26 protein-coding genes are annotated in these 22,843 nt (G+C 48.8%); 5 read left to right on the top strand and 21 right to left on the bottom strand.

Annotation, left to right across the window (positions count from 1 at the left end):
* The first annotated feature begins 104 nt into the window (after positions 1–104).
* A complete protein-coding gene (locus tag MKZ07_RS32895; protein WP_341029683.1) occupies positions 105–2,180 on the top strand; it encodes a methyl-accepting chemotaxis protein in 2,076 nt (691 codons plus the stop codon).
* Positions 2,181–2,286: 106 nt separating this feature from the next.
* On the opposite strand, the gene MKZ07_RS32890 is transcribed toward MKZ07_RS32895, so the two are convergent.
* From MKZ07_RS32890 to MKZ07_RS32855, 8 genes are all read right to left on the bottom strand, one after another.
* Entirely contained in the window at positions 2,287–2,724 is a 438-nt protein-coding gene (locus tag MKZ07_RS32890; protein ID WP_076158860.1) for a hypothetical protein, read from the bottom strand.
* Positions 2,721–3,617 (bottom strand): alpha/beta fold hydrolase, encoded by an 897-nt coding sequence (locus MKZ07_RS32885; RefSeq protein ID WP_036696747.1) that lies wholly within the window; start codon positions 3,615–3,617, stop codon positions 2,721–2,723. The genes MKZ07_RS32890 and MKZ07_RS32885 overlap by 4 nt, the downstream gene beginning before the upstream one ends.
* Before the next feature lie 34 nt (positions 3,618–3,651).
* Positions 3,652–4,281, bottom strand: coding sequence for a TetR/AcrR family transcriptional regulator (locus MKZ07_RS32880; RefSeq protein WP_051493731.1), 630 nt, complete (start codon positions 4,279–4,281; stop codon positions 3,652–3,654).
* Positions 4,282–4,406: 125 nt separating this feature from the next.
* Positions 4,407–4,661, bottom strand: coding sequence for an aspartyl-phosphate phosphatase Spo0E family protein (locus MKZ07_RS32875; RefSeq protein WP_036696846.1), 255 nt, complete (start codon positions 4,659–4,661; stop codon positions 4,407–4,409).
* 199 nt (positions 4,662–4,860) lie between these two features.
* Positions 4,861–6,078 carry an aminotransferase class I/II-fold pyridoxal phosphate-dependent enzyme gene (locus tag MKZ07_RS32870; RefSeq protein ID WP_341029679.1) on the bottom strand — a complete coding sequence of 406 codons (1,218 nt, stop codon included), beginning with the start codon at positions 6,076–6,078 and terminating at the stop codon, positions 4,861–4,863.
* A 13-nt stretch (positions 6,079–6,091) separates the two neighbouring features.
* A complete protein-coding gene (locus tag MKZ07_RS32865; protein ID WP_036696743.1) occupies positions 6,092–6,583 on the bottom strand; it encodes an Lrp/AsnC family transcriptional regulator in 492 nt (163 codons plus the stop codon).
* A 168-nt stretch (positions 6,584–6,751) separates the two neighbouring features.
* Positions 6,752–7,150 carry a spore coat protein gene (locus tag MKZ07_RS32860; protein ID WP_051493727.1) on the bottom strand — a complete coding sequence of 133 codons (399 nt, stop codon included), beginning with the start codon at positions 7,148–7,150 and terminating at the stop codon, positions 6,752–6,754.
* Between the two features lie 36 nt (positions 7,151–7,186).
* Positions 7,187–7,420, bottom strand: coding sequence for a hypothetical protein (locus MKZ07_RS32855; protein WP_036696741.1), 234 nt, complete (start codon positions 7,418–7,420; stop codon positions 7,187–7,189).
* A gap of 188 nt (positions 7,421–7,608) precedes the next feature.
* Here MKZ07_RS32855 and MKZ07_RS32850 point away from each other — a divergent pair, with 188 nt between their 5' ends.
* Positions 7,609–8,847, top strand: coding sequence for an NAD(P)/FAD-dependent oxidoreductase (locus tag MKZ07_RS32850; RefSeq protein WP_036696739.1), 1,239 nt, complete (start codon positions 7,609–7,611; stop codon positions 8,845–8,847).
* Between the two features lie 136 nt (positions 8,848–8,983).
* Here MKZ07_RS32850 and MKZ07_RS32845 read toward each other — a convergent pair whose 3' ends face one another.
* Positions 8,984–10,543, bottom strand: a complete 1,560-nt coding sequence (locus tag MKZ07_RS32845) for a flavocytochrome c (protein WP_076158849.1) — start codon at positions 10,541–10,543, stop codon at positions 8,984–8,986.
* 239 nt (positions 10,544–10,782) lie between these two features.
* On the opposite strand from MKZ07_RS32845, the gene MKZ07_RS32840 reads away from it, so the two are divergent.
* On the top strand, positions 10,783–11,595 hold the full coding sequence (locus MKZ07_RS32840) for a CPBP family glutamic-type intramembrane protease (protein WP_036696735.1): 813 nt from the start codon (positions 10,783–10,785) through the stop codon (positions 11,593–11,595).
* Positions 11,596–11,627: 32 nt separating this feature from the next.
* On the opposite strand, the gene dcuS is transcribed toward MKZ07_RS32840, so the two are convergent.
* The 3 genes from dcuS to MKZ07_RS32825 all read right to left on the bottom strand — a co-directional run bounded on the left by dcuS (position 11,628) and on the right by MKZ07_RS32825 (position 15,252).
* A complete protein-coding gene (gene dcuS, locus MKZ07_RS32835) occupies positions 11,628–13,244 on the bottom strand; it encodes a DcuS/MalK family sensor histidine kinase (protein WP_036696733.1) in 1,617 nt (538 codons plus the stop codon).
* 191 nt (positions 13,245–13,435) lie between these two features.
* A complete protein-coding gene (locus MKZ07_RS32830) occupies positions 13,436–13,795 on the bottom strand; it encodes an FMN-binding protein (RefSeq protein WP_036696731.1) in 360 nt (119 codons plus the stop codon).
* A gap of 26 nt (positions 13,796–13,821) precedes the next feature.
* Complete coding sequence (locus MKZ07_RS32825; RefSeq protein WP_036696729.1) at positions 13,822–15,252, bottom strand: flavocytochrome c; 1,431 nt, start codon at positions 15,250–15,252, stop codon at positions 13,822–13,824.
* A gap of 184 nt (positions 15,253–15,436) precedes the next feature.
* On the opposite strand from MKZ07_RS32825, the gene MKZ07_RS32820 reads away from it, so the two are divergent.
* Positions 15,437–15,895 carry a hypothetical protein gene (locus MKZ07_RS32820; RefSeq protein ID WP_036696728.1) on the top strand — a complete coding sequence of 153 codons (459 nt, stop codon included), beginning with the start codon at positions 15,437–15,439 and terminating at the stop codon, positions 15,893–15,895.
* A gap of 127 nt (positions 15,896–16,022) precedes the next feature.
* On the opposite strand, the gene MKZ07_RS32815 is transcribed toward MKZ07_RS32820, so the two are convergent.
* From MKZ07_RS32815 to MKZ07_RS32805, 3 genes are all read right to left on the bottom strand, one after another.
* Positions 16,023–16,742, bottom strand: coding sequence for a response regulator (locus MKZ07_RS32815; protein ID WP_036696726.1), 720 nt, complete (start codon positions 16,740–16,742; stop codon positions 16,023–16,025).
* Positions 16,743–16,759: 17 nt separating this feature from the next.
* A complete protein-coding gene (locus MKZ07_RS32810) occupies positions 16,760–17,383 on the bottom strand; it encodes a DUF4291 domain-containing protein (RefSeq protein ID WP_341029673.1) in 624 nt (207 codons plus the stop codon).
* A 158-nt stretch (positions 17,384–17,541) separates the two neighbouring features.
* Positions 17,542–18,219: a lactate utilization protein gene (locus MKZ07_RS32805; protein ID WP_036696725.1), complete on the bottom strand. Its 678-nt coding sequence runs from the start codon at positions 18,217–18,219 to the stop codon at positions 17,542–17,544.
* Positions 18,220–18,313: 94 nt separating this feature from the next.
* Here MKZ07_RS32805 and MKZ07_RS32800 point away from each other — a divergent pair, with 94 nt between their 5' ends.
* The gene (locus MKZ07_RS32800; protein ID WP_036696723.1) at positions 18,314–19,015 is read left to right on the top strand and encodes a Crp/Fnr family transcriptional regulator; all 702 of its coding nucleotides are present in this window, start codon (positions 18,314–18,316) and stop codon (positions 19,013–19,015) included.
* A gap of 157 nt (positions 19,016–19,172) precedes the next feature.
* On the opposite strand, the gene MKZ07_RS32795 is transcribed toward MKZ07_RS32800, so the two are convergent.
* From MKZ07_RS32795 to MKZ07_RS32770, 6 genes are all read right to left on the bottom strand, one after another.
* Complete coding sequence (locus MKZ07_RS32795; RefSeq protein WP_341029672.1) at positions 19,173–19,700, bottom strand: hypothetical protein; 528 nt, start codon at positions 19,698–19,700, stop codon at positions 19,173–19,175.
* A 63-nt stretch (positions 19,701–19,763) separates the two neighbouring features.
* Complete coding sequence (locus MKZ07_RS32790) at positions 19,764–20,264, bottom strand: pentapeptide repeat-containing protein (RefSeq protein WP_341029671.1); 501 nt, start codon at positions 20,262–20,264, stop codon at positions 19,764–19,766.
* A 5-nt stretch (positions 20,265–20,269) separates the two neighbouring features.
* Complete coding sequence (locus MKZ07_RS32785) at positions 20,270–20,563, bottom strand: immunity 53 family protein (RefSeq protein WP_341029670.1); 294 nt, start codon at positions 20,561–20,563, stop codon at positions 20,270–20,272.
* Positions 20,564–20,901: 338 nt separating this feature from the next.
* Positions 20,902–21,222, bottom strand: coding sequence for a hypothetical protein (locus tag MKZ07_RS32780; protein ID WP_036696719.1), 321 nt, complete (start codon positions 21,220–21,222; stop codon positions 20,902–20,904).
* 149 nt (positions 21,223–21,371) lie between these two features.
* Entirely contained in the window at positions 21,372–21,797 is a 426-nt protein-coding gene (locus MKZ07_RS32775) for a hypothetical protein (RefSeq protein ID WP_341029667.1), read from the bottom strand.
* 464 nt (positions 21,798–22,261) lie between these two features.
* On the bottom strand, positions 22,262–22,498 hold the full coding sequence (locus tag MKZ07_RS32770; RefSeq protein WP_235218471.1) for a hypothetical protein: 237 nt from the start codon (positions 22,496–22,498) through the stop codon (positions 22,262–22,264).
* Positions 22,499–22,843: the final 345 nt, after the last annotated feature.

Below are 22,843 nucleotides of genomic sequence, written 5' to 3'. Positions count from 1 at the left end.
ATTTTTTTATTTTTTTCGACAAAAGGTAACAACAAAATCAGCTCTCCAGCCGATGATATTCAATATAACTATAAATAGCTTCGCTATCTAATGGGGGGATTTGCATGGCTAATATTGCTCACAAGGGGATTTCCAGGCTCCGGTTCAAAAGCATACGTATGAGAACATTTGCATTCATCCTGCCCATCTTTCTGATCACGCTGGTGCTGGTCGCTCTGTTGTCGTACATGTATTCCAAAAACATTATCCAGCGCGAGGTTACGCAAAAAATGAATGTGCAAATATCGGATATTTCTAACGAAATTAATGCGAACTTAAGTGTGCACAGCAAGGTTCCCGAGGTTCTGGCGCGTACGCTGGAGAGCCACGCTGCTGAATTCACACTGGATCAATACCGTACCATGCTGTCTAGTGCGCTGAAGGCTAATCCGGATACATATGGTGTGGGCATTTATTTTGAACCCGGACGGTATGACAGCAAGCTGAAGTACTTCTCCACCTATGCCCACCGTGACGGCGGCAAAATTGTGACTACCGAGCAGTATAATGACCCCAATTATAATTATCACGGGCAGAACTGGTACACCATCGGCAAGGAGCATGAGGGGATTACAGATCCGTTCTATGACACAATTACAGGAACAACGATGGCTACCTTTGCTGTTCCTTTCCGGGATACTGCAAATACCTTGCTGGGGGTGATGGCCGGCGATATCGATCTCAAGACGCTGCAGAGCAGGATCGAACAGACCAAGGTCGGGAATACAGGCTGGGCCTTCCTGCTGGACAAGCAGGGGAATTACATTGCCGGACCGGATGCCGGGAAGAATATGCAGCTGAAAATAACAGATGAAAAAAACGCAAGTCTATCCGCAGCAGGAGCAGAAATGCTTCAGCAGAATCAGGGGATGGTCACCTATGCCGATTCCGGCGGGACCATCCAGATGTATTATGAAAAGCTGCCGGATACCGGCTGGACCGTGGGTCTCGCCATGCCGGAGCAGGAGCTGTATGCGCCGCTTAAAGGGCTGCTAAGGTCTATTCTGCTGGTTAGCTTTGTGGGTCTTATCCTGACGGTAGCAGCTGTATATCTGTATAGCCGCTATATTACCCGTAAGCTGACTCGTGTCAATGAGATGTCCCAGCAAATGGCTGCCGGAGATTTCACCGGGAAGCTGGAGGTGGACAGTGAGGATGAGTTCGGTAATATGGCCGGGCATCTGAACCAGATGATTACCAATCTGAGCAGACTCCTGGGGACCATTGCCGATCACTCCCTGCAAGTTGCCTCGACCTCGGAGGAATTAATGTCCAGCGCCAACCAGACCAATCACACAACAGAGGCTATCGTGGAGAATATTCAAGATCTGTCAGCCGGAGCGGATCAGCAGCTTCAGTCCACCCGCGAGTCTGCAAGAGCGATGGAGGAAATGGCTGCCGGTGTGCAGCGGATCGCGGAAGCTTCAATGGATACCGCCGCAGCGGCCGGGCGGGCGGCAGGCCAGGCACAGAACGGGCATTCCGTCATTACGGAGGCGGTGGACCGGATGGAAGAGATGGAGCGGACCGCCGCAGATGCTTCAAGCATGATTACCTCTCTTACCGCACAGTCCCAGCAGATCGGTAACATTATCGGTCTGATCAAAGGCATCAGCGATCAGACCGGCATGCTGGCCTTAAACGCGGCGATTGAGGCTGCCAGAGCGGGCGAATACGGACGGGGCTTCTCCGTAGTTGCCGGTGAGGTGAAGAAGCTGTCCGAACAGACGGCCGAAGCCGCAGGGTCTATCAGCACCCTGATTCTCGAGATCCAGCAGGGCAACCGGGCGGCATCAGACGCGGTGCTGGCCAATGCCGGTGCCGTTCAGGAAGGCTCGCGGATGGTAGGCGAGGCCGGGCGTCTGTTCACGGATATTCTCGGCGGCATCGGCGAGATTAATACCCAGGTTCATGAGATGTCCGCTTCCTCCGAGCAGCTGCTGGCCGGAACCGAGGAGCTGACCTCTTCGGTGGCGGAGATGGCAGAAGTGGCCAGGCAGGCCGCAGAGCGTTCCCAGAGCGCTGCCGCGGCCTCTGAGGAGCAGCTCGCCTCCATGGAGGAGGTAGCCGCAGCCTCTACCGAGCTGGCGAAGATGGCCGATGGGCTACAGCAGGCAGTGGCCACGTTCAAGGTAAACTAACATGCATAAATAACCCCCTGATAAGTCCCTTCGGACACAGGGGGTTATTTTATATACGGTCTCAGAGCCTGAGCAGCTATCTGTTGGACCGCAGCAGCTTGTACATTTAGATTAGGGTAAATCCAAGGCACGGTCCTCCCGCCTCAAGAGTCCGTCTCATTTGGCCAAGGTAAGCAGTCTGTGCTTCGTTCAGCGTAGCAGGCTCTGAATGTACGCAGTGATAAGTATAAGAGTAAAGATGGCGGTAATCTATGAAGTAGTTAATTCGATCCAAACAGGCTGCACGGGGATTAGCACTGCGGTATCCTTTGATAAAGGCTTCATAAAATGCAAGCACAGCCCTCCTCCTGCCTGCCCATTCCAGTTCCGAGAGAGTATGCTCCCTGGGAGTCACGGTGTGATCCAGTATTTTGACTACTATATGAGTTCCCGGAGTGTGCTCAATCTCAAATACGTTGTCTGAATAACCTCCAAGCAGCTTAACATCCTCAGTTGAACTGCCAAGCTCCCTAAATACCCGGTGCCGGACCGTTTCTGGAATCATTCGCTTACCCCATTCCCTTTCAAAAAAGCCACCAGCTCGCGGTTGACCCGCTCCGGCTGCTCGTGATTCACGCCGTGTCCTGCGTCCGGGATGACCGTGTAACGGAACCCGCCAGCGTCCAGAGGACCTGTGAGCTCTTTCTTATGATTCAGCTTATAATCACCCAGCAGAAAATAAAGCTTATCCCTGCAATGAGCCGCCTTCTCTTGATCGTAGAGCTGAGCCCTGTGGGTAAACATAGCCTGCTGGTTATGGTTTCTCAACAGTAGCACCAGATGCTCCCCGACTTCAGGGTGCTTGTCCAAAAGTCCCGAAGCAGGTGAACTGAGCTTGCGGGCTACCTTGAGCAAATTGCTGCGCGTAGGAACAAGAATCTCCGGGAACATCATCAGCAGCGTGTGTATCATACTTTTAATTGGAGCAGTAACCATTCCTCCCTCCATACAGACAGCCCTCAGTACTCTTCCCGGCTCGTTCACCGTATAATTGAAGGCCATGTAAGCTCCGTTCGACACACCTGCCACGTAGAATGCTTCAAGTTGTAACCCATCTGCAACCTCGTTTATCCAATCGACCTGGTTAAACGTCCGTTTATTGAACCTCTCACCTGGAACACTTTTCCCCGGACCTCCCAGCGTATCTACTGCAATGCAGTAAAAATGCCGTGACAGCTCCTTCATATTCAGCAGCCACATCACTGCCGAATTATCGCCTACCCCATGGAGCAGGAGCAAGGGCGGTGACTCTGGATCTCCCGCTGTTATACAATGGGTTGTCCCATATGGAGTCTCCACATCAAGCTCCTGAAATTCCGTCCCCCAGTCCCCAAGAAGTTCGTTGTAGGCCTGTAGAACCCGCTCTTTACCGGCCTCGCTTCTAAAAACTTTTATCATAGTAGATTCCACCTTTTCCGCTATGGGATGGATGCTATCGATCTTTTTTCATGAAACGCAGAACCAGTTCAGTAGATGGGAAAGGTACACTAGAGGTAGTCTGCAGCCTCGCTATTCCAAGCCCCTGCAGGAATGAAAAGTACGCGATGGCAATCTCCACCGGATCTCCCGGTACAATCTCCCCTGCCTGCTGTCCGGCAATAATTAAGGGAATAAACTGCTCAAAGGGCAGCTTGCTCTTCGCCTTCGCTACAAGCTTCGCCTCCTCAGGAATCGCCTCCGAGGTTACTGTCTGGAGCAGAATTAGCCGAAAATGCTGCATAGCGATACTATCCGGGGACAGCAATGCCTCTGTCAGCCATGTGATCCGTTCCATTGGACTGCCTTCCAGCTCCGCCGCATATTGCACCGACATTCCGGCGCCATCCGAGGCCATTTCAACGATCTTGGTGAACATTTCATCCTTCGACTTGAAATACATATAGACATAACCCTGGCTAAATCCCGCACTGACCGCGATATCCTTAATCTTAGTCCCGGCATAGCCCTTCTTGGAGAATACCTCTACAGCATGTAAAATGATTTGCCGTATGGTCTTATCCGGAGCTAATTGTTCAAAGCCTTCAGTAAATTTACGTTCTAGCCATTTGCTATTGTCGCTCACCCTATTCTCTCCTTCGAAATGAATGACTGTTCATTCATAATACTATAAAAATAAATTTATGTAAATTATAAACAAAACGGACATCTCCCCAAAAGAAGACATCCGCTTCGTATAATCCTGCTGTATTAATTACTCTTACGGTGACGGCCTCTCATATACTCATTAATCTTGAGGTCCAGCAAGCTGCTGATTGCTATTACATTATCCGAGGTAAAGGACTTCTCCTGCATAAAGAGCTGTTCCATTCTGCTGCGGAGCATCTGAATTTCATCTTCCAGCGAGAGCCTGCGTGCATTCGCATCTCCTTTGGCGCGAGGTAGCCCGCTTCCGGAACCACACTTCCCGCCATAGGAGGATAAGTAATAATCTGCGCTCAGCACAATCACCCTTCCTGATGTAGTATTGCGCGTCATCCAGATAAGAACTGTGTAGTTCTGTGCAACCAGATATGAAGCGCCTTTATTCCGGAATAAGAGGTCCATGTAAGTGTATTACAGGTGTTTCTTGTCCTTAGAGTAAAATAATACCATATCAGAAGGTGATCGGCTATAGTTCGATTTACTTCTTTGTCGAGCCTTGTCAGGCCCCTTCCCGGGCCAGCTGTGAGACAAATGCCCCAATTCGCTCAACCGCTTCATTCAACTGGGACACCGAGGTGGCATAGGAGCAGCGCAGATAGCCTTCCCCGCCTAGACCGAAGACACTTCCCGGAACAGCAGCGACCTTATATTCAAGCAGCAGGCGCTGGGCGAACTGGTCCGAGGTCAGGCCGGTGGCCTGAATACTCGGAAATGCATAAAAGGCACCCTGCGGCTCATGGCACTCAAGTCCTGCCTCCCGCAGCCCCTTGACAATCAGCCGGCGGCGCTGGTTATACGAGTCTGTCATGCGGTCCTTCTCTTCCATTCCGTTGGTAAGTGCCTCCAGCGCAGCCACCTGGCCCATCGAAGGCGCACACATGACGGTATACTGGTGAATCTTCAGCATGGCAGAGATCAGGTCCGGGTGCCCGCAGGCATAGCCCATCCGCCAGCCGGTCATGGCGAAGGCCTTGGAGAACCCGCTGACCAGGATCGTCCGGTCCAGCATTCCCGGCAGCGAAGCGAAGCTGACATGATTGCTTCCATAGGTAAGCTCGGCATAAATCTCATCGGAGATGACGATAAGATCATGCTTCTCGACCACCTTGGCAATCGGCTCCCAATCCTCACGGCTCATGATGGCGCCCGTCGGATTGCTTGGATAGCAGAGAATCAGAATCTTCGAGCGCGAGGTGATCTTGGCCTCCAGATCTTCGGCAGTCAGCTTGAAGTTGTTCTTCCCGAAGGTCTCAATGCCTACCGGAATACCGCCGCCGATAGCCGTGATCGGAGAATAAGAGATGTAACAGGGCTCGGGAATCAGAATCTCGTCCCCCGGAGAGATCAGAGCACGCAGGGCCAAATCAATAGCCTCACTGCCGCCGACCGTGGCGATAATCTGATTCGCCGGATCATACTTCACGGCGAAGCGGGTCTCCAGGTACTCGGCAATACCCTCACGCAGCTCAGGCATCCCGGCATTGGAGGTGTAACCGGTGAAGCCGCGTTCGAGTGAATAGACGCAGGCCTCTCTGACATGCCAAGGTGTCTTGAAGTCCGGCTCGCCGACACCCAGCGAGATAATATCCTTGCTGCCTGCCGCCAGATCAAAAAACTTGCGGATGCCCGAAGGCTGAATCTGCTGGACCAGCGGGGCCAGATAAGAGTTCATCGACTTGCCTTTATCTCCTGTGTGCTGTGCGTTATTAATGATCATGACATTACATCCTTCACGGAGATATCATCAGACGGTTGTCTTCCTCATGCTCTTCAAAGATGATACCGTCCTGTTTGTATTTTTTGAGCGTAAAATTAGTCTTCGTAGAGAGCACTGCATCAATCGGTGACAGCTTCTCAGACACAAAGTTAGCGACCTCGCGCAGATTGCGGCCTTCCACTTCCACCAGCAGGTCGTAAGCACCAGACATCAGATAGACCGATTTAACCTGCGGATACAGATAGATCCGTTCGGCAATCCCCTCGAAGCCGCGGCCCCGTTCCGGCGTAATCTGTACCTCGATCAGTGCTGTCACCCGTTCATCATCGACTTTGTCCCAATTGACAACCGTCGCGTATTTCACAATGACATGGTCCTGCTCCATTTCAGCAATAACAGTCTTTACATCTTCTTCCTCCGCACCAAGCAGGGTCGCCATTAATGCAGTCGAGCTTCGCGCGTCCTCCTTGAGCAGTTCCAGCACTTTCCTCTTCAATTCATTCATTCTTAGGGCCTCCTGCAAAAAAGAGTTTAGTATTAATATGACATGAAAAGTACCATTCTGCAAACAAAATAACCCCGCCGGGGCGGGGTTATCTGGCTGCATTCCCTTTGTATTTTCTCCTGCATGGCCGGGTAAGCGCTCTAATGCTTCACAGGCCCATCGCCAGGGTTACATATAATAGGAACCGTTATGATGCTGCTGGACGTTCGGCTGGTGCTGCGAAACATTCGAATGCTGGTTAAAGGCTCCTGCCCCGCCTGTTTTCTCACGCACAAACTGCTGCAGCTTCTGCTGGGTCTGCTGGGCACTCTGAATCTGCTTGTCCACATCCTGACGCAGCGCTTTGCCCGGAGGGGTGTACATGTTCATTTGCGACATCTGCATGTACAGTTCCCCCTGAATTCTGAGGGTATCCATAGTCAAATCATTGAATACCCGTCTGACGGCGGGACAATTCGATTCTGTAGCTGCTGTGGTGTACTCGCGGACTGTCCGCTTCAAATCGGCCAAAATCGTGTTGAGTAAATCTTCATCCGCCATAAACGGCGTTCCATTCTGTGCGTACACAGTAAAACCTCCTTCAAAGTTTGTGGGTACTGCCTGTTATTGCGGCTGCGATGGTGCGTACTGCTGATGCTGATGGAGCAGCTGGACCAGCATATCCATGTGATGGGTATGACTCTGGATCTGCTGGATGCAGATCCCCTGCACGGCAGAGTTCTGAGTGGTTCCGGCTGTAGCCGCGAGCTGCTTAATCAGCAAATCCTCATTGGAAATGGAATCCGCAATGTATTCCAATTCTTTTCCGCTAAGTGCCTGCATTTGGTTAGATTGCATGTTCGGTAGTCCCTCCTTCTGGTTGTTCAAGCGTTCCTTAGTATGCTTCCGGGGGAGGCTGTTTATGTACCGGAAGGTACATTCAGCAAGCTTACACCTGATGAATAATCCTTAGGGTCTTGACGCATGAGACTCTGCAATAGTGCAAATAATACTACTCTGAATGACACAAAGGAGCGAACAGATCTATGAAACTCGTCAGCGGGCAACTGCCCTGGGAACACACACTGCCTGAGACTCCGGTATATCCGGTACTTGCGGATGATATTACCTGCGACTGTCTGATTGTAGGCGGCGGGATGGGCGGAGCGATGATGTCCTACCGCATGTCCCTCAGTGGAGCAGATACTGTTCTTATCGATAAAAGAACGGTCGGCACCGGAAGCTCCCACGCTAATACGGGACTGCTGCAAATCGCCAATGACAAATCACTGACTGCCTGCATGAACACCTTCGGGGAAGAAAACGGCGTGCTGTTCTACAGACTCTGCCAGCAAGCCATGCGTGCGATTCTGGAGCTGCCCGGCAAGCTGGATATCGATCCGCAGATTATTGAGCGCAGCAGTCTGCTGTATGCCAGTAAGCCGGAAGATGTTGCTATGCTGAAGCTGGAGAATGAGAATCTGGTGAAGCATGGCTTCGATTCGGAATTCTGGGAAGAGGAGACGATCCGCGCCCATTATGCCTTCTCCAAACCAGGAGCGTTGTATTCCAAAGGAGATGCGGAGACCAATCCGCTGCTCACCGTACACAGTCTGATTCATAAAGCGCACTCCGGCGGGGTAAGGGTCTATGAGCATACCGAAGCCCTTCATTATGAGTACAATGAAGACGGCGTAATCTGTCATACCGGGCAAGGCCGGATTGTTGCTAAGAAGGTCGTCTTTGCTATGGGTTATGAGACCCAGGACATGAAGAAGGACCGGGGAGCAGAGCTGATCAACACCTATGCCATTATGACCGAGCCTCTGCCCCAACTTCCGAAATGGCATGAGCAGAGTCTGCTCTGGGAAACGGCCCGGCCTTATCTGTATTTCCGGACTACTCCGGAAGGCCGGATCATTGCCGGCGGCAAGGATGAGCAGCTTACCAGTGTAGAGCGGCGTGAGGTTAGGGTCCTCTCCCAGTGTGAGCGTCTGCTTGAGGAGGTTACGGCCCTGTTCCCGGAACTGCAAGGAATCAAGGCTGAATATTCCTGGGGAGCGGTCTTCGGCTCCACCCATGACGGGCTGCCTTATATGGGACCGCACCCGGAGTTCCCGCACTGCTACTTCATTGAAGGCTATGGGGGGAACGGCACGGTCTACAGCATGATCGCCGCCGAGCTGCTTGCAGATACGCTGGCCGGCAAGAGCCGCCCGGAGCTGGAGCTTTTCTCGCTGACCCGGTCGCCGAAGCCTGCGCCCTCCCCCGCGATACTGTCTTAAGGGCAGCTGGTTCAGGGAGGCGGCATCAGAGAGAGTTGCAACATAGAAAGGGATGCCCGCGTAGCCTGATGGCTGCGGAGCATCCCTTTTTTGATTAAATACTTATGGTTATAACGATATATAGAAGAATAATAGCTTATTGCGCTTTTACAAATTCAGCCGACTTGATCCCTGCCTGACGTCCGAAGATAATAATCTCGGCTACCGAGTTACCGCCGATGCGGTTCTCGCCGTGCAGCCCGCCGACCACTTCTCCTGCCGCGAACAATCCGGTAATCGCCTTGCCGTCTTTGTTCAAGACCTCAGTGTTGGTGTTGATCACCACTCCGCCCATCGTATAGTGAATCCCAGGGCCGATCTGAATCGCATAATACGGAGCACCGGACAGATCATTATCCATACCGGTAGTTCTGCCGAATTCAGCATCCGACTTACTCTTCACCGCACTGTTCCATGTATCCACGGTAGTCTTAAGTGCTGCTGCAGGAACCTTCATCTGATCCGCCAATGCCTCAATGGTATCTGCGGTCTTGACCACACCCATCTTAATGTATTGATCTACCGCCTTAACACGGGATTTCACTCCGGCGTCGAACACGAGATAAGCGGATTTCTCAGGAAGTGTATTAATTGAAGCCGTCACCTTATCACGGGTATTCATCTCATTGCCGAAGCGCTTGCCCTCAGCAGATACAAGAATAGCTCCTTCGCCCCGGACCGCTTCACCGATCAGGTAGGATTTCTCCTGCTGCACAGTCGGGTGAACCTGAATCTGATCCAGGTCTACGGTAGTTCCGCCGACCTTCTCAATCATGGCAATGCCGTCGCCGGTGCTGCCAATCTGGTTGGTCGTTACCAGCCCTTGCAGATCCGGGCGAACCTTGGCAATCAGTTCTTTGTTGGCACCGAAGCCCCCAGTGGTTACGATAACTGCTGCTGCGCTGATCATTTTGTCATCGGCCTGGTTGAACAGCACCTTCACGCCGTTCACCTTACCGTCCTGTACCGTAAGCTCCTTCACATCCGCATTGACGAACAGCGGAATTCCCTGCTCCTGAACATTGCGGACAAGTCCTGCTACAAGATATTGTCCCACTGCCGAGCCGTCTTCCGGACGATGGGTACGCTTCTCTTTCATACCGCCGGTAATTGTAATATTGTTCAAGCGGATTCCGATGGAATCGAGCCAGTCAATGGCACCCGCGGATTGATCCACGAAGAAGTGCAGCAGCTCCTTATTGTTCGTATCATGTCCGCCCTTAAGGGTCTCTTCATAGAACAGTTCGTTGCTGTCTTCGATGCCCTGCTCCTTCTGGAACTTGGTCTGCGAGGCATTCATCCCTGAGGAGGATTTGGTCGTATTGCCGCCGGCAACCGGCATTTTCTCTAAGATGACCGGGTTCATGCCGGCCGCTTTGGCTTCCAGCGCAGCAGACATTCCCGCACCGCCCGCACCGACGATGACGATATCATATTTATCCTTTAACTGATCGTACGGAGTATAGCTCGCTTCGGATGCTCCCGACACGGCCTCTGCCTTCTCTGTAGGTGCAGTGGTTGCTGCCGGCTCTGTTGCCGCGCTGCCCGCTTCCTTGCTCTCATTCTTGCTGCCGCCCGCATTGTTGTTTCCGCAACCTGCAATGACCAGCATCACGGAGAGAATGAGGATAAGCGCCGCTGTTAATCTCTTATTCATGTGAGTTGTGCCCCCTTGTGCATATTTTCACAATTATCATAGCGCCAAAGAAGCGGTTTATGGAACCTTCCGTAAGTTATTAAAGAGTTTTGTAACTAAAGTAACCAAATTAACTAAGTAGCTGTACAGATGGCTGCCTGCGTAAGAGTGAGAGAATTAACTTCGTTCCGGTCAGAATTATGATAGACTCTATCCCGTCTGCATACATAACTTGAAGTATCCGGAAGGAGAAGGAAATATTGACTAACAAAAGTAATCTTAGAGCGGTATGGATCATGTTTGGTGTATTTGTATTGCTGTTTCTGTTGAATTTCGGCATTCACAGTAATAATCAGGCCCCGACAGCCAGAATGTGGCTTCTGCTGGGCGTATGGGCCTTCCTCATTAGCGTGCTGCTGCTTGTAAAACACAAGCTGCCGTCGAAGCGGCAGATTCTGCTCTCTATCCTGCTAGCCGCTGCTGTAGCTGTCGCCTATATTAATCTGTCCCTCTTCTCCATGATTGAGGTGAGCCTGCTCACGTTAATGGCATCGTTGGCTGTATTAAGCACCTTCAACCAGTATAACGAAGGAAAGCTTCTTTTTCTCAACACAGCCAGCGCCTCAACAATCTTCATGAGCCTATTCGTGGGAGCCGCCGCCGGCATTCTGCTCGGAATCATCAATCTAGTGCTGAGCGGACAAAGCCTCGATGGATTCAGCCTGAAGCTAATCTATTTCAGAGTGGCGCTCAGTCCGGCCATTTATGAAGAACTAGCCCTACGTACCTTGTTCTATGCCCTATGCCTGTCCCTGATGCACGGCAGAGCCGATACCAGAGCCCAAAAATTTACCGTCTGGTTCATGATGATCGTTCCCCATGTGCTGGTCCACACGCCGGACAGCTTCATTCAGGGTGGAATCATCCCCGGCATCATCAGCACTCTCATGTATATCCTCTTGTTCGGCCTGCCCTTTGCAATACTACAGCGCAAGCGGGACCTCACATCTGCCATGCTTGCTCATGGAATAGTGGATATCATACGATTCTGTTTCCTGGGTCTCCCCTTCTAGTAGAGGGGTGCTCCGGCACGGTACGGCACAGTTCACACCTCCTCCTCCTCCCCCTTCACCTCATAAGGCACATCAACTATAAAATGCCCCCCTGAACCGTAGACGGCGGCCAGCTCAAGATGGCCCTTTAATTTATCCACACTTTTCTTGACCAAATACAGCCCGATTCCCCGCTGTTCACCCTTGGAGGAGTAACCCTGAACGAAGATCTTCTCCTTGAGGCCCGCCGGAATTCCCGGACCGTTGTCGCTAACCTCGCATAGCAGCCGCCCCTCTTCATATTGAAAAGCAAGCTCCACCCGCTTCACGGGTTGCTCGCAGAGCTCCCCCAGCGCCTCCAGGGCATTATCCAGCAGATTGCCGGCAATCGTAATCAGCTCATGAATCACCTGCGGATCAGCCGGCTCCGGCAGATAGCTGTCTCCGGTCAGCAACAGCTCTATCCCCGCTTCGCGTGCCCGGCTCAGCTTCCCCAGCAGAAATCCGGCCATCACGGGGTCCTTGATCTGTCTCGTGATCGACCCGATCTCCTTCTGGTAATTGCTTACCGTTCCCAGAATATATTGCTGCAGCTCATCATATAGGCCCATATGCGTCATGCCCATAATGACATGCAGCTTGTTCATGAACTCATGGGCACCGGAGCGCAGTGCTTCTGCATAGACAGAGACTCCCGACAGCTTCTCCGCCAGCACAGCCAGCTCAGTCTCATCCCGGAAAGTGGCAATCGCGCCAACGATGTTACCGTTCACCCGGACTGGCAGGCTGTTCACCAATAAAGAGCTGTCTCCCAGCTCCAGCTCCTGGTCCTGTATCCCCTCTCCCTCAGCCAATACCCGCTCCAGACCCAGCTCCGGCCAAAACTCGGCAATCTGCCGGTTCATGGCGCTCCCGCCAATCCCGGCTGCCCGCAGAAGCCGCTGTGCTTCCATATTAAGGATGGTAATCCGCGCCTTCTGATCTACGGCAATAATTCCCTCGCGCGTGGATTCCAGCATCGCACTGCGTTCCTGGAGCAGCTTGGAGATGTCCTCCGGCTCCATGCCGAACACCATCCGCTTGATCTGCGCTGCCAGAATGAATGCTCCTCCCGCTCCAAGCAAGGCTCCCGAGACCAGAATCGCAATAATCGTCCACTCATTCAGCAGGACCAGCCGCTCAACCCGCTCCAGGGACAGACCGGCAATGACCACACCCACCTGATGCCCCCGGTTGTTATAGACCGGCACGAAGCCGCGCAGGGATCTGCCGAGCGGGCCGGCCCCTTCGGAGATACTCTCCCCTCCGCGCAGCGATATCTCTTGGCCTCCTCCCGCAAAGGGCAGTCCGACCAGCGAGGCATCCGGATGGGAATAGCGGATACCCTTCATATCTGTGACTACCACGAACATAATATCATTGCGGCGGGCGATTCTTGAGGTGTAGTCCTGAATCTCCTTGCTGTTGCCCTCACTGAGTCCCTCAGAGACCAGCGGAATCAGAGCGATGGTACGGGCAATCGTAATCGCCTTATCCTCCAGCGCCTGCCGGGTCTGCGGAATAATCTGATTGCGGAAAATAAAATATAAAATCAGCAATACCAGCAGGACAACGGCAGACACCATAACGGCGATCATTGTGCGCAGACTGTAGCTTTTTTTCCTGGCCACTTGCGTGATGACCTCCCTTCATATCCCTTTTCCCTTCGAACTATATTAGTTGAACCTGAATTTGTAAAGCTGCTCCCGGGGCTCGCTTCTGGGGAATAGAAGAATGAAGCAAGCCCAGCCGTTCTGCCGGAGACAGGAGGGCTGGGCTTGCTGGGCTGAACTTTTCACAACTCTATTAATTGGATGATAGCTTACTGCTTCTTGGCCTGTTCCAGCGCCTGGGTCACCGCTTCAATAATTCCGCCGCTGGAGCCGGAAGCACCGGAGAGGGCGTCTACGCCTTCTGTGGTTTGCTTTTCAATAATTTCAGGAATGGTATTCTCCACTGCCGCATCGATCATCGCCTGCGTCTCCTTATGCTCCTCTACGGTAATGGCGTCGATCTTCTCATCCTTGATTTCTACCGCCACTTTAATATCACTCTTGACCCCTTTACCTGTTCCATCATACGTCCCGTCTACATACTTGCCGGAAGATGAAGAGCATCCTGCCGTAAGTACTGTTGCAGCCGCAAGGGCAGAGAACAGCAACGTTTTTGTCCACTTGTGCATGAGTAATTCCTCCTTCTGGAAAGTTTCTATTTCTTAAGTGCCTTCACAGCTTCATCCGCTGCAATCCGGCCGAAGGTGGTGATGTCTGCAAGTGCATTCCCGCCCAGACGGTTGGCGCCGTGTACCCCGCCGGTTACTTCGCCCGCAGCATACAGTCCGGCAATGACCTGATCCTTGGTATCCAGCACCTGTGCCTGAGTGTTAATCGCTACTCCGCCCATGGTATGGTGGATTCCCGGTGTTACCTGAATTGCATAATATTTACCTTTTTCAAAAGACAGTTCAAGATCCGGCCGTTCAAACTCTGTATCCTTACCGGAAGCAACGAAGCCATTATACGTATTCAGTGTATCTGCCAGTGCTTTGCCGTCTACACCAATCTGTGCCGCCAATTCTTCAGGAGTTGCCGCTTCTTTGACCAGATCCATTCCAAAGTAAACCTCGGTTGCCTTCAGGTTCGCACGCAGCTCATCATTGAAGATCAGGTAAGCTACTTTGCCGGACTGGGCCAGAATATTCTGGGACACGACATCGCGGGTCAGCAGTTCATTCGTGAATCGCTTGCCTTCGCTATTGACCAGAATTGCACCGTCTCCGCGTACCCCTTCCGTGATCAGCACGCCTTGATTCGGAATGGTGGTCGGATGAATCTGAATCTCCTTCATGTCTACCAGCTTGGCGCCGATCTTCTCTGCCATCGTTGTACCATCGCCGGTTGCGCCTGGATGGTTAGTCGTAGAGAACCCTTCCAGCTTCGGCTGGTACCCCTTGATCATGTCCATGTTGGCGCCAAAACCGCCGGCCGCCAGGATAACAGAATTGGCACTAATCGTGTACTGCTTGCCATCCTTATCCGTCACCTTCACCCCGGTAACCATGCCGTCCTTGTTCTTGACGATCTCATCGGCAGTCGTCCGCAGGCGCACATCAATCTTGTATTCCTCCAGCTTCTTCTTCAGCGCGACTACGATGAAATTCCCTGCCGCTTCCCCGCCTGCCGGACGGTGAATCCGGTTCACGCTTGCCCCGCCTGCGCGTCCCACTTCAGACAGCTCGGCTCCATTCTCCTTCAGCCACTCCACGGAAGCCGCCGCACCGTTCGTAAGCGTTCTGACCAGTTCCGGGTTGTTAAGGTTCTTGCCGCCCTTCATGGTATCCTCGAAATGCAGCTCCGGACTGTCTTTGATGCCATCCGCTGCCTGATAAGGTGTTCCTGCCGCATTCAATCCGCCTTCCGCACGGACGGTATTGCCTCCAAGCATAGGCATTTTTTCGATCAGTATCACCTTAGCTCCCTGATTATGCGCTTCAATGGCAGCAGTCATTCCCGCGCCGCCGCCGCCGATAATTACAATGTCCGTAGACTCCCCTTTGGTGCTGTTACATGCAGGCAATACCACCAGACTTGCCAGCAGCAACCCTTTGCCCAGCAGACTTCCCCATCTCTTTCTGTTCATTCTGTTCTCCTCCAATTGTCATTGTGCATATTTTCACAATCATCATAACCTGAAGGAGCCCTCACTAGAATATTTAGTAATTAAAGAAATGATAAAGTAAATAAAGGTAGTGAATTTGCTTGAATGTGGTTATAGATTTATAATTGGAGCTTATACAACCGTATCACTAGGAGGAACAGAAACTATGGAAAAAAGCGAAAAATATTGGCTGGCCGGTGCTGTTCTGGCAGCAGCCGGTGTCTCCCTGATGAGCTACACCGCAAGCCGCTATACTTCATTCAAAAGAGTAGTTGCCCGAACCATCCGTCTGGAAGATATCGCTGCACTGGAAATTACCCGCCTGTCTTCTGTTCCCGGTGAACAGAAGGATGTTGTGCTCACCGAGCCGGAAGCGATTAAGCGGATCTACGATGATTTCTCTGGTGTCCGCCTGATGAAATCCGCCCGCAATGTCAACACTGACAACAAGTACAGCTATTACATGACCATCGTGCAGGCCGACCGGAAGCAGCGGTTCGACATTATTTTGAAGGGCAAGCATCACATGATTATCTACGACAATGACATGAACAACCCGCACCTGGTAGCCTACAAAATCATTAACGAGTTCAGTCCGCTGGCTCTGCAGCAGGCCTTCGATTGATTCTGCGCACGTTTATGTATGGCATAGCTTAATAACCTTCACAGCTAATGTGAAGGCTATATGGAGTCATGGAACGCCTGAGGCAGCCTCGGGACACCGTGACTCCGTTTTATTTTATAGAGAAAGCCTATAGATATTTACGGATAAGTTCATGCCCTTCAGGTCTCACCTTATACATATACACCGGCCTGCCTACTGCCCCGTAGCTAAGCTCCATCTCCAGAATGCCTGCCTCCGTCAGAAAAGCCAGATATTTGCGGACCGAGATCCGCGAGATGGGCGCATGGCTGCTGATATCCTCTGTGGAGAACACCCGGCTCTCCAGCCGGTTAATCGTGCTCCAGATGCTCTCCAGTGTGCCTTCGGCAAGTCCCTTGGGCAGCGGCAAGGCAGCGGACTGCTCCTCTTCCGTCCCGAGCGAATGCCGCAGCAGCTTATCCAGCTGCTCCTGGCTGAGATGCTCCTTGTGCATCAGCTTATAATCTTCACGATACGCCGACAAGGCCGCCTGAAACCGTGCAAACTCGAACGGCTTGATCAAATAATCCACGGCCCCGTTCTGCAGTGCCTTGCGGATGCTGGCATTGTCGCTGGCGGCGGAGATCACAATGATATCCACCTTGCTCCCCTGCTCCCGCAGAGCAGAGAGCAGCTGCAGCCCGCTGACACGCGGCATATAAATATCCAGCAGCACCAGATCTACCTGCTCCTTCTCCAGCATAGTCATCGCCTCATCCCCTGTCGCCGCCCAGCCCGCATACTCAAAGCCCGCAACCTGCTCCAGATAATGCCGGTTAAACTTCGCCACCATCGGGTCATCCTCTACGATCAACACTCTAATGTTCATGGGTTCTCCTTGTCTTACTAAATAATTCCTAAGGTTCGTTCAATAGAATTCTCCACAGGATACGGGGTCTCCTTCGGCAACACCCCCGTGCTGAACTTCCCGGATTGTATCGCCTCTCTGGTATCGATTACAAACTCAGTAATATCAGTGATTTCTACTATGCATTCGTAGATGAATTTATGCACCATATCGCCCCTGAGACCTAACTGAATGGCTCTTCGCGGCAATTTGTTCCCATGGATATCTCTATCCGGGTCCCATTGGCATCTCACTTGGGAAGCTTGTAACTTCGTCTGCCACTCCTCTTGGGAAGCATACAAGTCAGGATCATATGAGGACAGCACCACCTGAGACAAAATATGATTGAAGCCCTCTCTGGTAATATCAATCGCCAATATCCGCTCCTGATCCGTTTTGGTCGCCCACCCTGACCGGTACATCATCCATAAGAAAGAAGGCTTGATCCAGGTCATTCTATCTATCTTGAAAGAAGGCCCGAATTGCCCAAACTCTGATACCTCATCTGCAATTTTATGATTATATGCTTGGTAGACTCTGACCGTTTGATCATTGTAATGGGCGATGATTATTCTCTCTTCTGCATCTGTCGTCCGCTCCAGTTGTTTTCGCACAGTTGTCATTTAGATGGTTGCCTCCGAACTTTTTTCTAATGCTGCTCCTATCAGTATATTCTGAGTCTGCTATTCAGTCTAACTTTAGATCAACTTTCCTCCCAAATAGAAAAAACGGCTTGGGATAGAGGAGATTCTCCTACCCTAAAGCCGCTATTAGTTCTTTTTCAAAATCCCAAAGATTCACCAACGAGGATAACCTTAATTCTCCCCGCTGTTTTACACATTCTTGTTTCGACGATGTAAGAACAGATACAATCATCCGATTTACAATCTGCGCAAGCACCATTGACCAGGCAGGGCGTTTTTTGCGGTGAATGTAAGAATGGGCTGGACGAACTTGAACAACGGCTTGCGTTAATGGGGGCGGCATAGGTTCTGGCTCTGATTACTGCGTCTTCAGCGGTCTTGCACACCTTATTCATCCCCACGACAGCAACCACACTTCTCGGTCCAAAAGTAATCGCTGCCGCCCGGTTGCCCACACTGTCGATATTAACCAATATCCCATCCTCACTAACCGCGTTGAAGCTGGTTAAATAGGTATCGCACAAAAGAGATTGGCGCATGAGGTCATAACGTTCCTCCATCGTCTGTGCTGTATCACGGTCAGTGACTCTATAACTGCCTTGACGTACCCGATCAAGAAGCCCGATTTCCTCAAGCGTGACGGACCCGCCCCATGATACCGAAGACTGTTCCGGAATTAAGGATAGCGCCTTTTCTGCAGCTTCAATGGCGTTATCACAGTAATAGGCTTCAAATTTTCTGCTTTGCAGATTTTTAATAACCTTAGTGGCTAACAGCCGGTTTCTCGCTTTGATTGAATCTTCTTTCGCTTGCATTGTTCTTCCTCCGTTCTAACCTTAGACAAGGTGGCTAAACTTCGTGTGTATGTATAATTAATATAGTATAGTAAAAAGAAAAAGGATGTTGCACATGCAACGCGAGGCCGCTCAGAATAACTTAGCTTCCCTCTGTCAATCACGTTTATTTTCAGGGATTTCTCCAGATGATATTCCCCAAATGCTTGAATGTCTGTCAGCCACGCAGAAAGAATATGCAAAAGATGAGATGGTGGTCCGTGAGGGGGATTTCGTCGATGATGTCGGCATCATATTGCAGGGTACCGCTCAAAGTACGAAATTGAACGTCAAAGGAAAACAAATTATTGTATCCCTCCATTATCCTGGTGGATATACCGCTGTACTAACAGCTGCCAGCCGTGGAAGAAGATGCCCAATGTCAATACAGGCAATAGAACCACTTGAGGTTCTGTTTATTCCGGTCCAAAACATATTGAGCCCTTGCACAAAGTTAGGTATAGCACACGAACAATTACTTGGTAATCTTTTCGATAGTATCGCCGAACGGGCGTTAGAACTGCATGACCGGAATGATTGTCTGATTATGCCGACTATTCGCGATAAGGTCCTGACTTATTTAACAAGAGTTGTGCGCGAAACGGGAACGGAGACTTTTACAATTCCCTTTGACCGGAAAGCGATGGCCGAGTATCTGGACGTAGACCGCAGCGCCCTATCCAGAGAGCTGGCATGGATGAAGCGGGACGGCTTGATTGAATTTTATAGGAATGAATTTAGGCTATTGCAAGAAGCAGTGGAAAGGGATTTTGACTAATGGCAAGGAGGGCTGGTGTGGTCTTGGCTTATGTGACGGTATTAGTTAAATTTTATCCATCATACATTTACTTTTAAAGTATTCTATGGCACTATTGTGATCTTGAATAAGAATATTCAACTCTGTCTGATTAATTTTCTTCAAGGTATCACTCCATTCACAATTTCAATGCGTTCTTCAATTCCCTATACTCATCTATAGTTAATTTATTCACGGTCACATGAGTGATATAATTCTCATAAATAAAACCAATGTTCGTTCTTCCAAATCTGACTAAGGTATGGCATTTATCTGCTTCACCAATGATCGTTGTGATCGCTTCTTTTTCCAAACATACTTGAAAATCATTGATGCAATCATATATTCCACTATCAGGAATGATTCCTAAATCAAAAAAAGGAGTAGCTTCAACTAATTTATTACTTTTAATGACCACATCATTTAATACTGCATTTTTGTCTGCGGTTAATGTTAGATTTCTAAGTACCCCTGTTTTTGAGCCTATTCCAAATTCTATTAACGATTTTTCTATATCTCCTGTTCTCCAATACACAGTATCCTCGTTTGCTAGTGAATTCTTATTTCCTATTTCAATACTAAAAGGAACATAATAGTCAAACTCAATACGGCTCTCATTTACTTCCTTTAGATCGCATAGTTTCAACAAATCCATATTTTTCTCCAATCCAGGTCCATCCTAGAGAAGCAGCAATGGAACAATAGCGGTTTTTCCTGAAGGCTTTATTCCTTAGGAGTGTTTATCTCCAACCTTAATTGCTCCGTATTCCAAGGGGTCAAACCCTAATGGCCAAACGGTGTTATCATCGAATAAGGCACCTTCTAAAAGGCAATCTTGTATCCTTTCACACATCATATTAGCTCCCATTAATTTTGCATCTTTAAAATCAGTCTTCCATACATCAGCTCCAACTAAATTAGCGTTATTTAAGTTAGCATTTCTTAAGATAGCTCCTGTTAGCTTGGCATTTGTAAGGTTTGAAGACTCCAATATAGATCTTTCAAGCATCGTCACCATTAACAAAGCACTTGTTAAATTCGCTCTGCTTAAATTTGCCTCTCTTAACTCTGCACCACGTAAATTGGTTCCGCTTAAACTTGCTCCACATAAATTCTTTTTATTTAGTATAGCTCTATGCAAGTCAAGGTTATCTAAGTTTGAGTGTTCAAGGGAATCAACATTAAGTTTTATTGGTTCATTTGCTATGCTATAAATAATAATTCCATTCACTCTCCTTATGTATTAATTGTTGCCCACTGATAAAAAATGTTTAGTATTTCCTCAAGATTCCCCGGACCGCCCGCACCAGTGAAACATCCATCTTGTTTTTTACAATAAATCCAGTCATCATCCGTTCGCTCTACTCGTACTACATCCATCTGCTTATACTCCACCTCTAATCCGTCCAAAGCAATTACAACATGCCACCCGGGATTGTCAATAGAGTTAATTCTAATGCCACCGCCATGCTCCCATTCTCCATCGCATTGTGTGGTGTACCATTCTTGTAACCATCTTAAAATCTCCATTGATTACACTCCTATATGGTTTTCCTAGAGTTTCCTGAGGGTATGGTTTTCCTTACTCCTCCTGGTGTTCTCTAATCATCAACGTGAGAGGTTATCCTAATATTTCTTTGACTGTGAATACAGCAGATTCACGAACATATGGGTTCCGATGGTTGAGATATCTTTTTATTATTGGAAGATAATGCACCTTGAGTAAAACTTAGTATATCGATACATCTGCTTAAACATTCTTCAGGAGTTGTCCAAGTTTTTAAGAAAATCATCAAAATTAATGTTAGTTATGTTTTGAAATACAGCCGCCTTTGAGATTACTTCTAAATGGAAAGGTTGTTGATTAACTAAAAATCGGATGGATCTGCAATTGTAAATTCATCTTTATGCCATAATTCTTTTTGACTAAGTGTCTCAAGGAAATTTATTAAAGTATTTTTCAGTGTATCCTCGATGGTAAAACCCCGTCCTACGCCAGGGTAGGGGCAACCATCAGTATCATTTATCAAAAGATTTGTATACCCTGTTAGTTCTCCCTTTACCCCTTCAAAGATTTTCACTTTAAATTTTGAATATGGCGTTTTCTCTAATTCCTGAATTTCAAATTCAGCGACACATTTTCGTATCGATGCAATACCGGGTATTTTAATACTTCTCCAATCTTCCATAGCTTTCACCTCATCAGCAAATGGTACTTTTGAGCCTATCTGGTGCTGAATCTATAATGCTCCTTTTATACTATTATCCATACATCTTAGATTGCTAAGGCAAAGGGAAAACTTAAATAGCATGGGCCAATCAAGGTTTTAAAGGCTCATTATTTCTCGTTTTGTTCAGATAACTCTTTCTTAATGTTTTCTAACCTTGTTCGTGAAAGCCTGGTATAGTTAAGTACCTTATCAATATCTATTCCATCGGAAAGCATTTTGCTTACTACTGCAACCTCACCACTGAGTTCACCGATTGGATAGGATGCTCTTCTTCCCTCGTCCCTCCCTTGCTCCCTTTCTTTTGTAACAGAATACTCTACACTTCCATTTAAATCCAAATACCATTCCATCTCTTCTGGGCAGTTTGGAGCATATCCAATACTTCCTTCCCACTCCTGATCATCTTGAAATCCAATTACGATGTCTCCCGCATGTAAATCGAAATAAGAGATTACAAATGGAGATATAGTAGGTCTACTCGGCCCAAAATAATTAAAATTTGTATCAATAGCAATTTTTACTACCGTAATCATTATACTCAGCACCTCCCCCGACTTGAACGTCTTAACTCCTCTGCTACTGTCTGTACTTGTTATGCCATTCCTTTCATCCTTCTTTAATATTAGATATGCAAAAAGCTCATTCCTACTCATCATTCAAGTGGGAAAGGGCTTTTGAAAGTTTATCTAATGTTAAAGGGCTAAATACTATCTTGTAACCATCCTCTAGCTTTTTCACCTACTAAAATATTTGGTTGTTCTGGCGTCCCAATATTGATGTTTTTTATAAAAGTGTCCTCTAGCCCCCGAACTCCAGTTAATTTAGTTCCTTTTAGCAATACTTTTTCAAACGCAGCTAATTACTGGTATGCTAGCTAGTAGTGAGTAAGTCATTTACACGTTGTAGAATCTGGGGGTTATCCAATATCATATTTTCACTTTCTTGATTTGAATAACTTCTTAGAGTGTCAATGCATACCTCGAATAAATCTTCATCATTAGTATTGAGCAAAAGGGATTAGAATGTTAAGTTCATGAACACTACACTTGTTATCCAAGCAATATGCTATTTTTCTCTGCCATTCTATTGGCCTGCTAAGGATCTGATTAGACAATTCAATCCAATCAATTGGGCTAAACTCTGAAAGTATCTCACCAGCTATGACACAGCCATCATCGTACCAAGAATCCACTGTTGTTTCGGCAGATAAAAGGATATCTAGTTCTTTAAACATATTTGAAACCTCCGCTTAAAATCTCATGCTGCACATGGTATACCCACTGCCATCATGAACATGGAATCTTTGACTTGCATTTCTTCACTCCTTTTATCTTAGCACCACGTAATTTAATTCTACTAGGCTTAGAAAACTGACATAACAAAAAAACAGGTCGGACATGGTGAAAAATGACCATAATCAACCTGTTGTACAGCGGAATAGGGATATTTGGGTTATAAAAATCTAAGCATTTTTTATGCACGCAAGTTTTTTAAATCTCTCAGCTAGAGATATGATTCGTTTAATATACCTAATTTCTTTAGTATCTAATAACATTTCCTTCAAATATTTGCACATTAC

The organism is Paenibacillus sp. FSL P4-0338, assembly GCF_038002365.1.
Lineage (GTDB): Bacteria > Bacillota > Bacilli > Paenibacillales > Paenibacillaceae > Paenibacillus_AQ.
The sequence above is the reverse complement of the archived record's forward strand: the minus strand, read 5'-3'. Positions and strand labels throughout refer to the sequence as shown.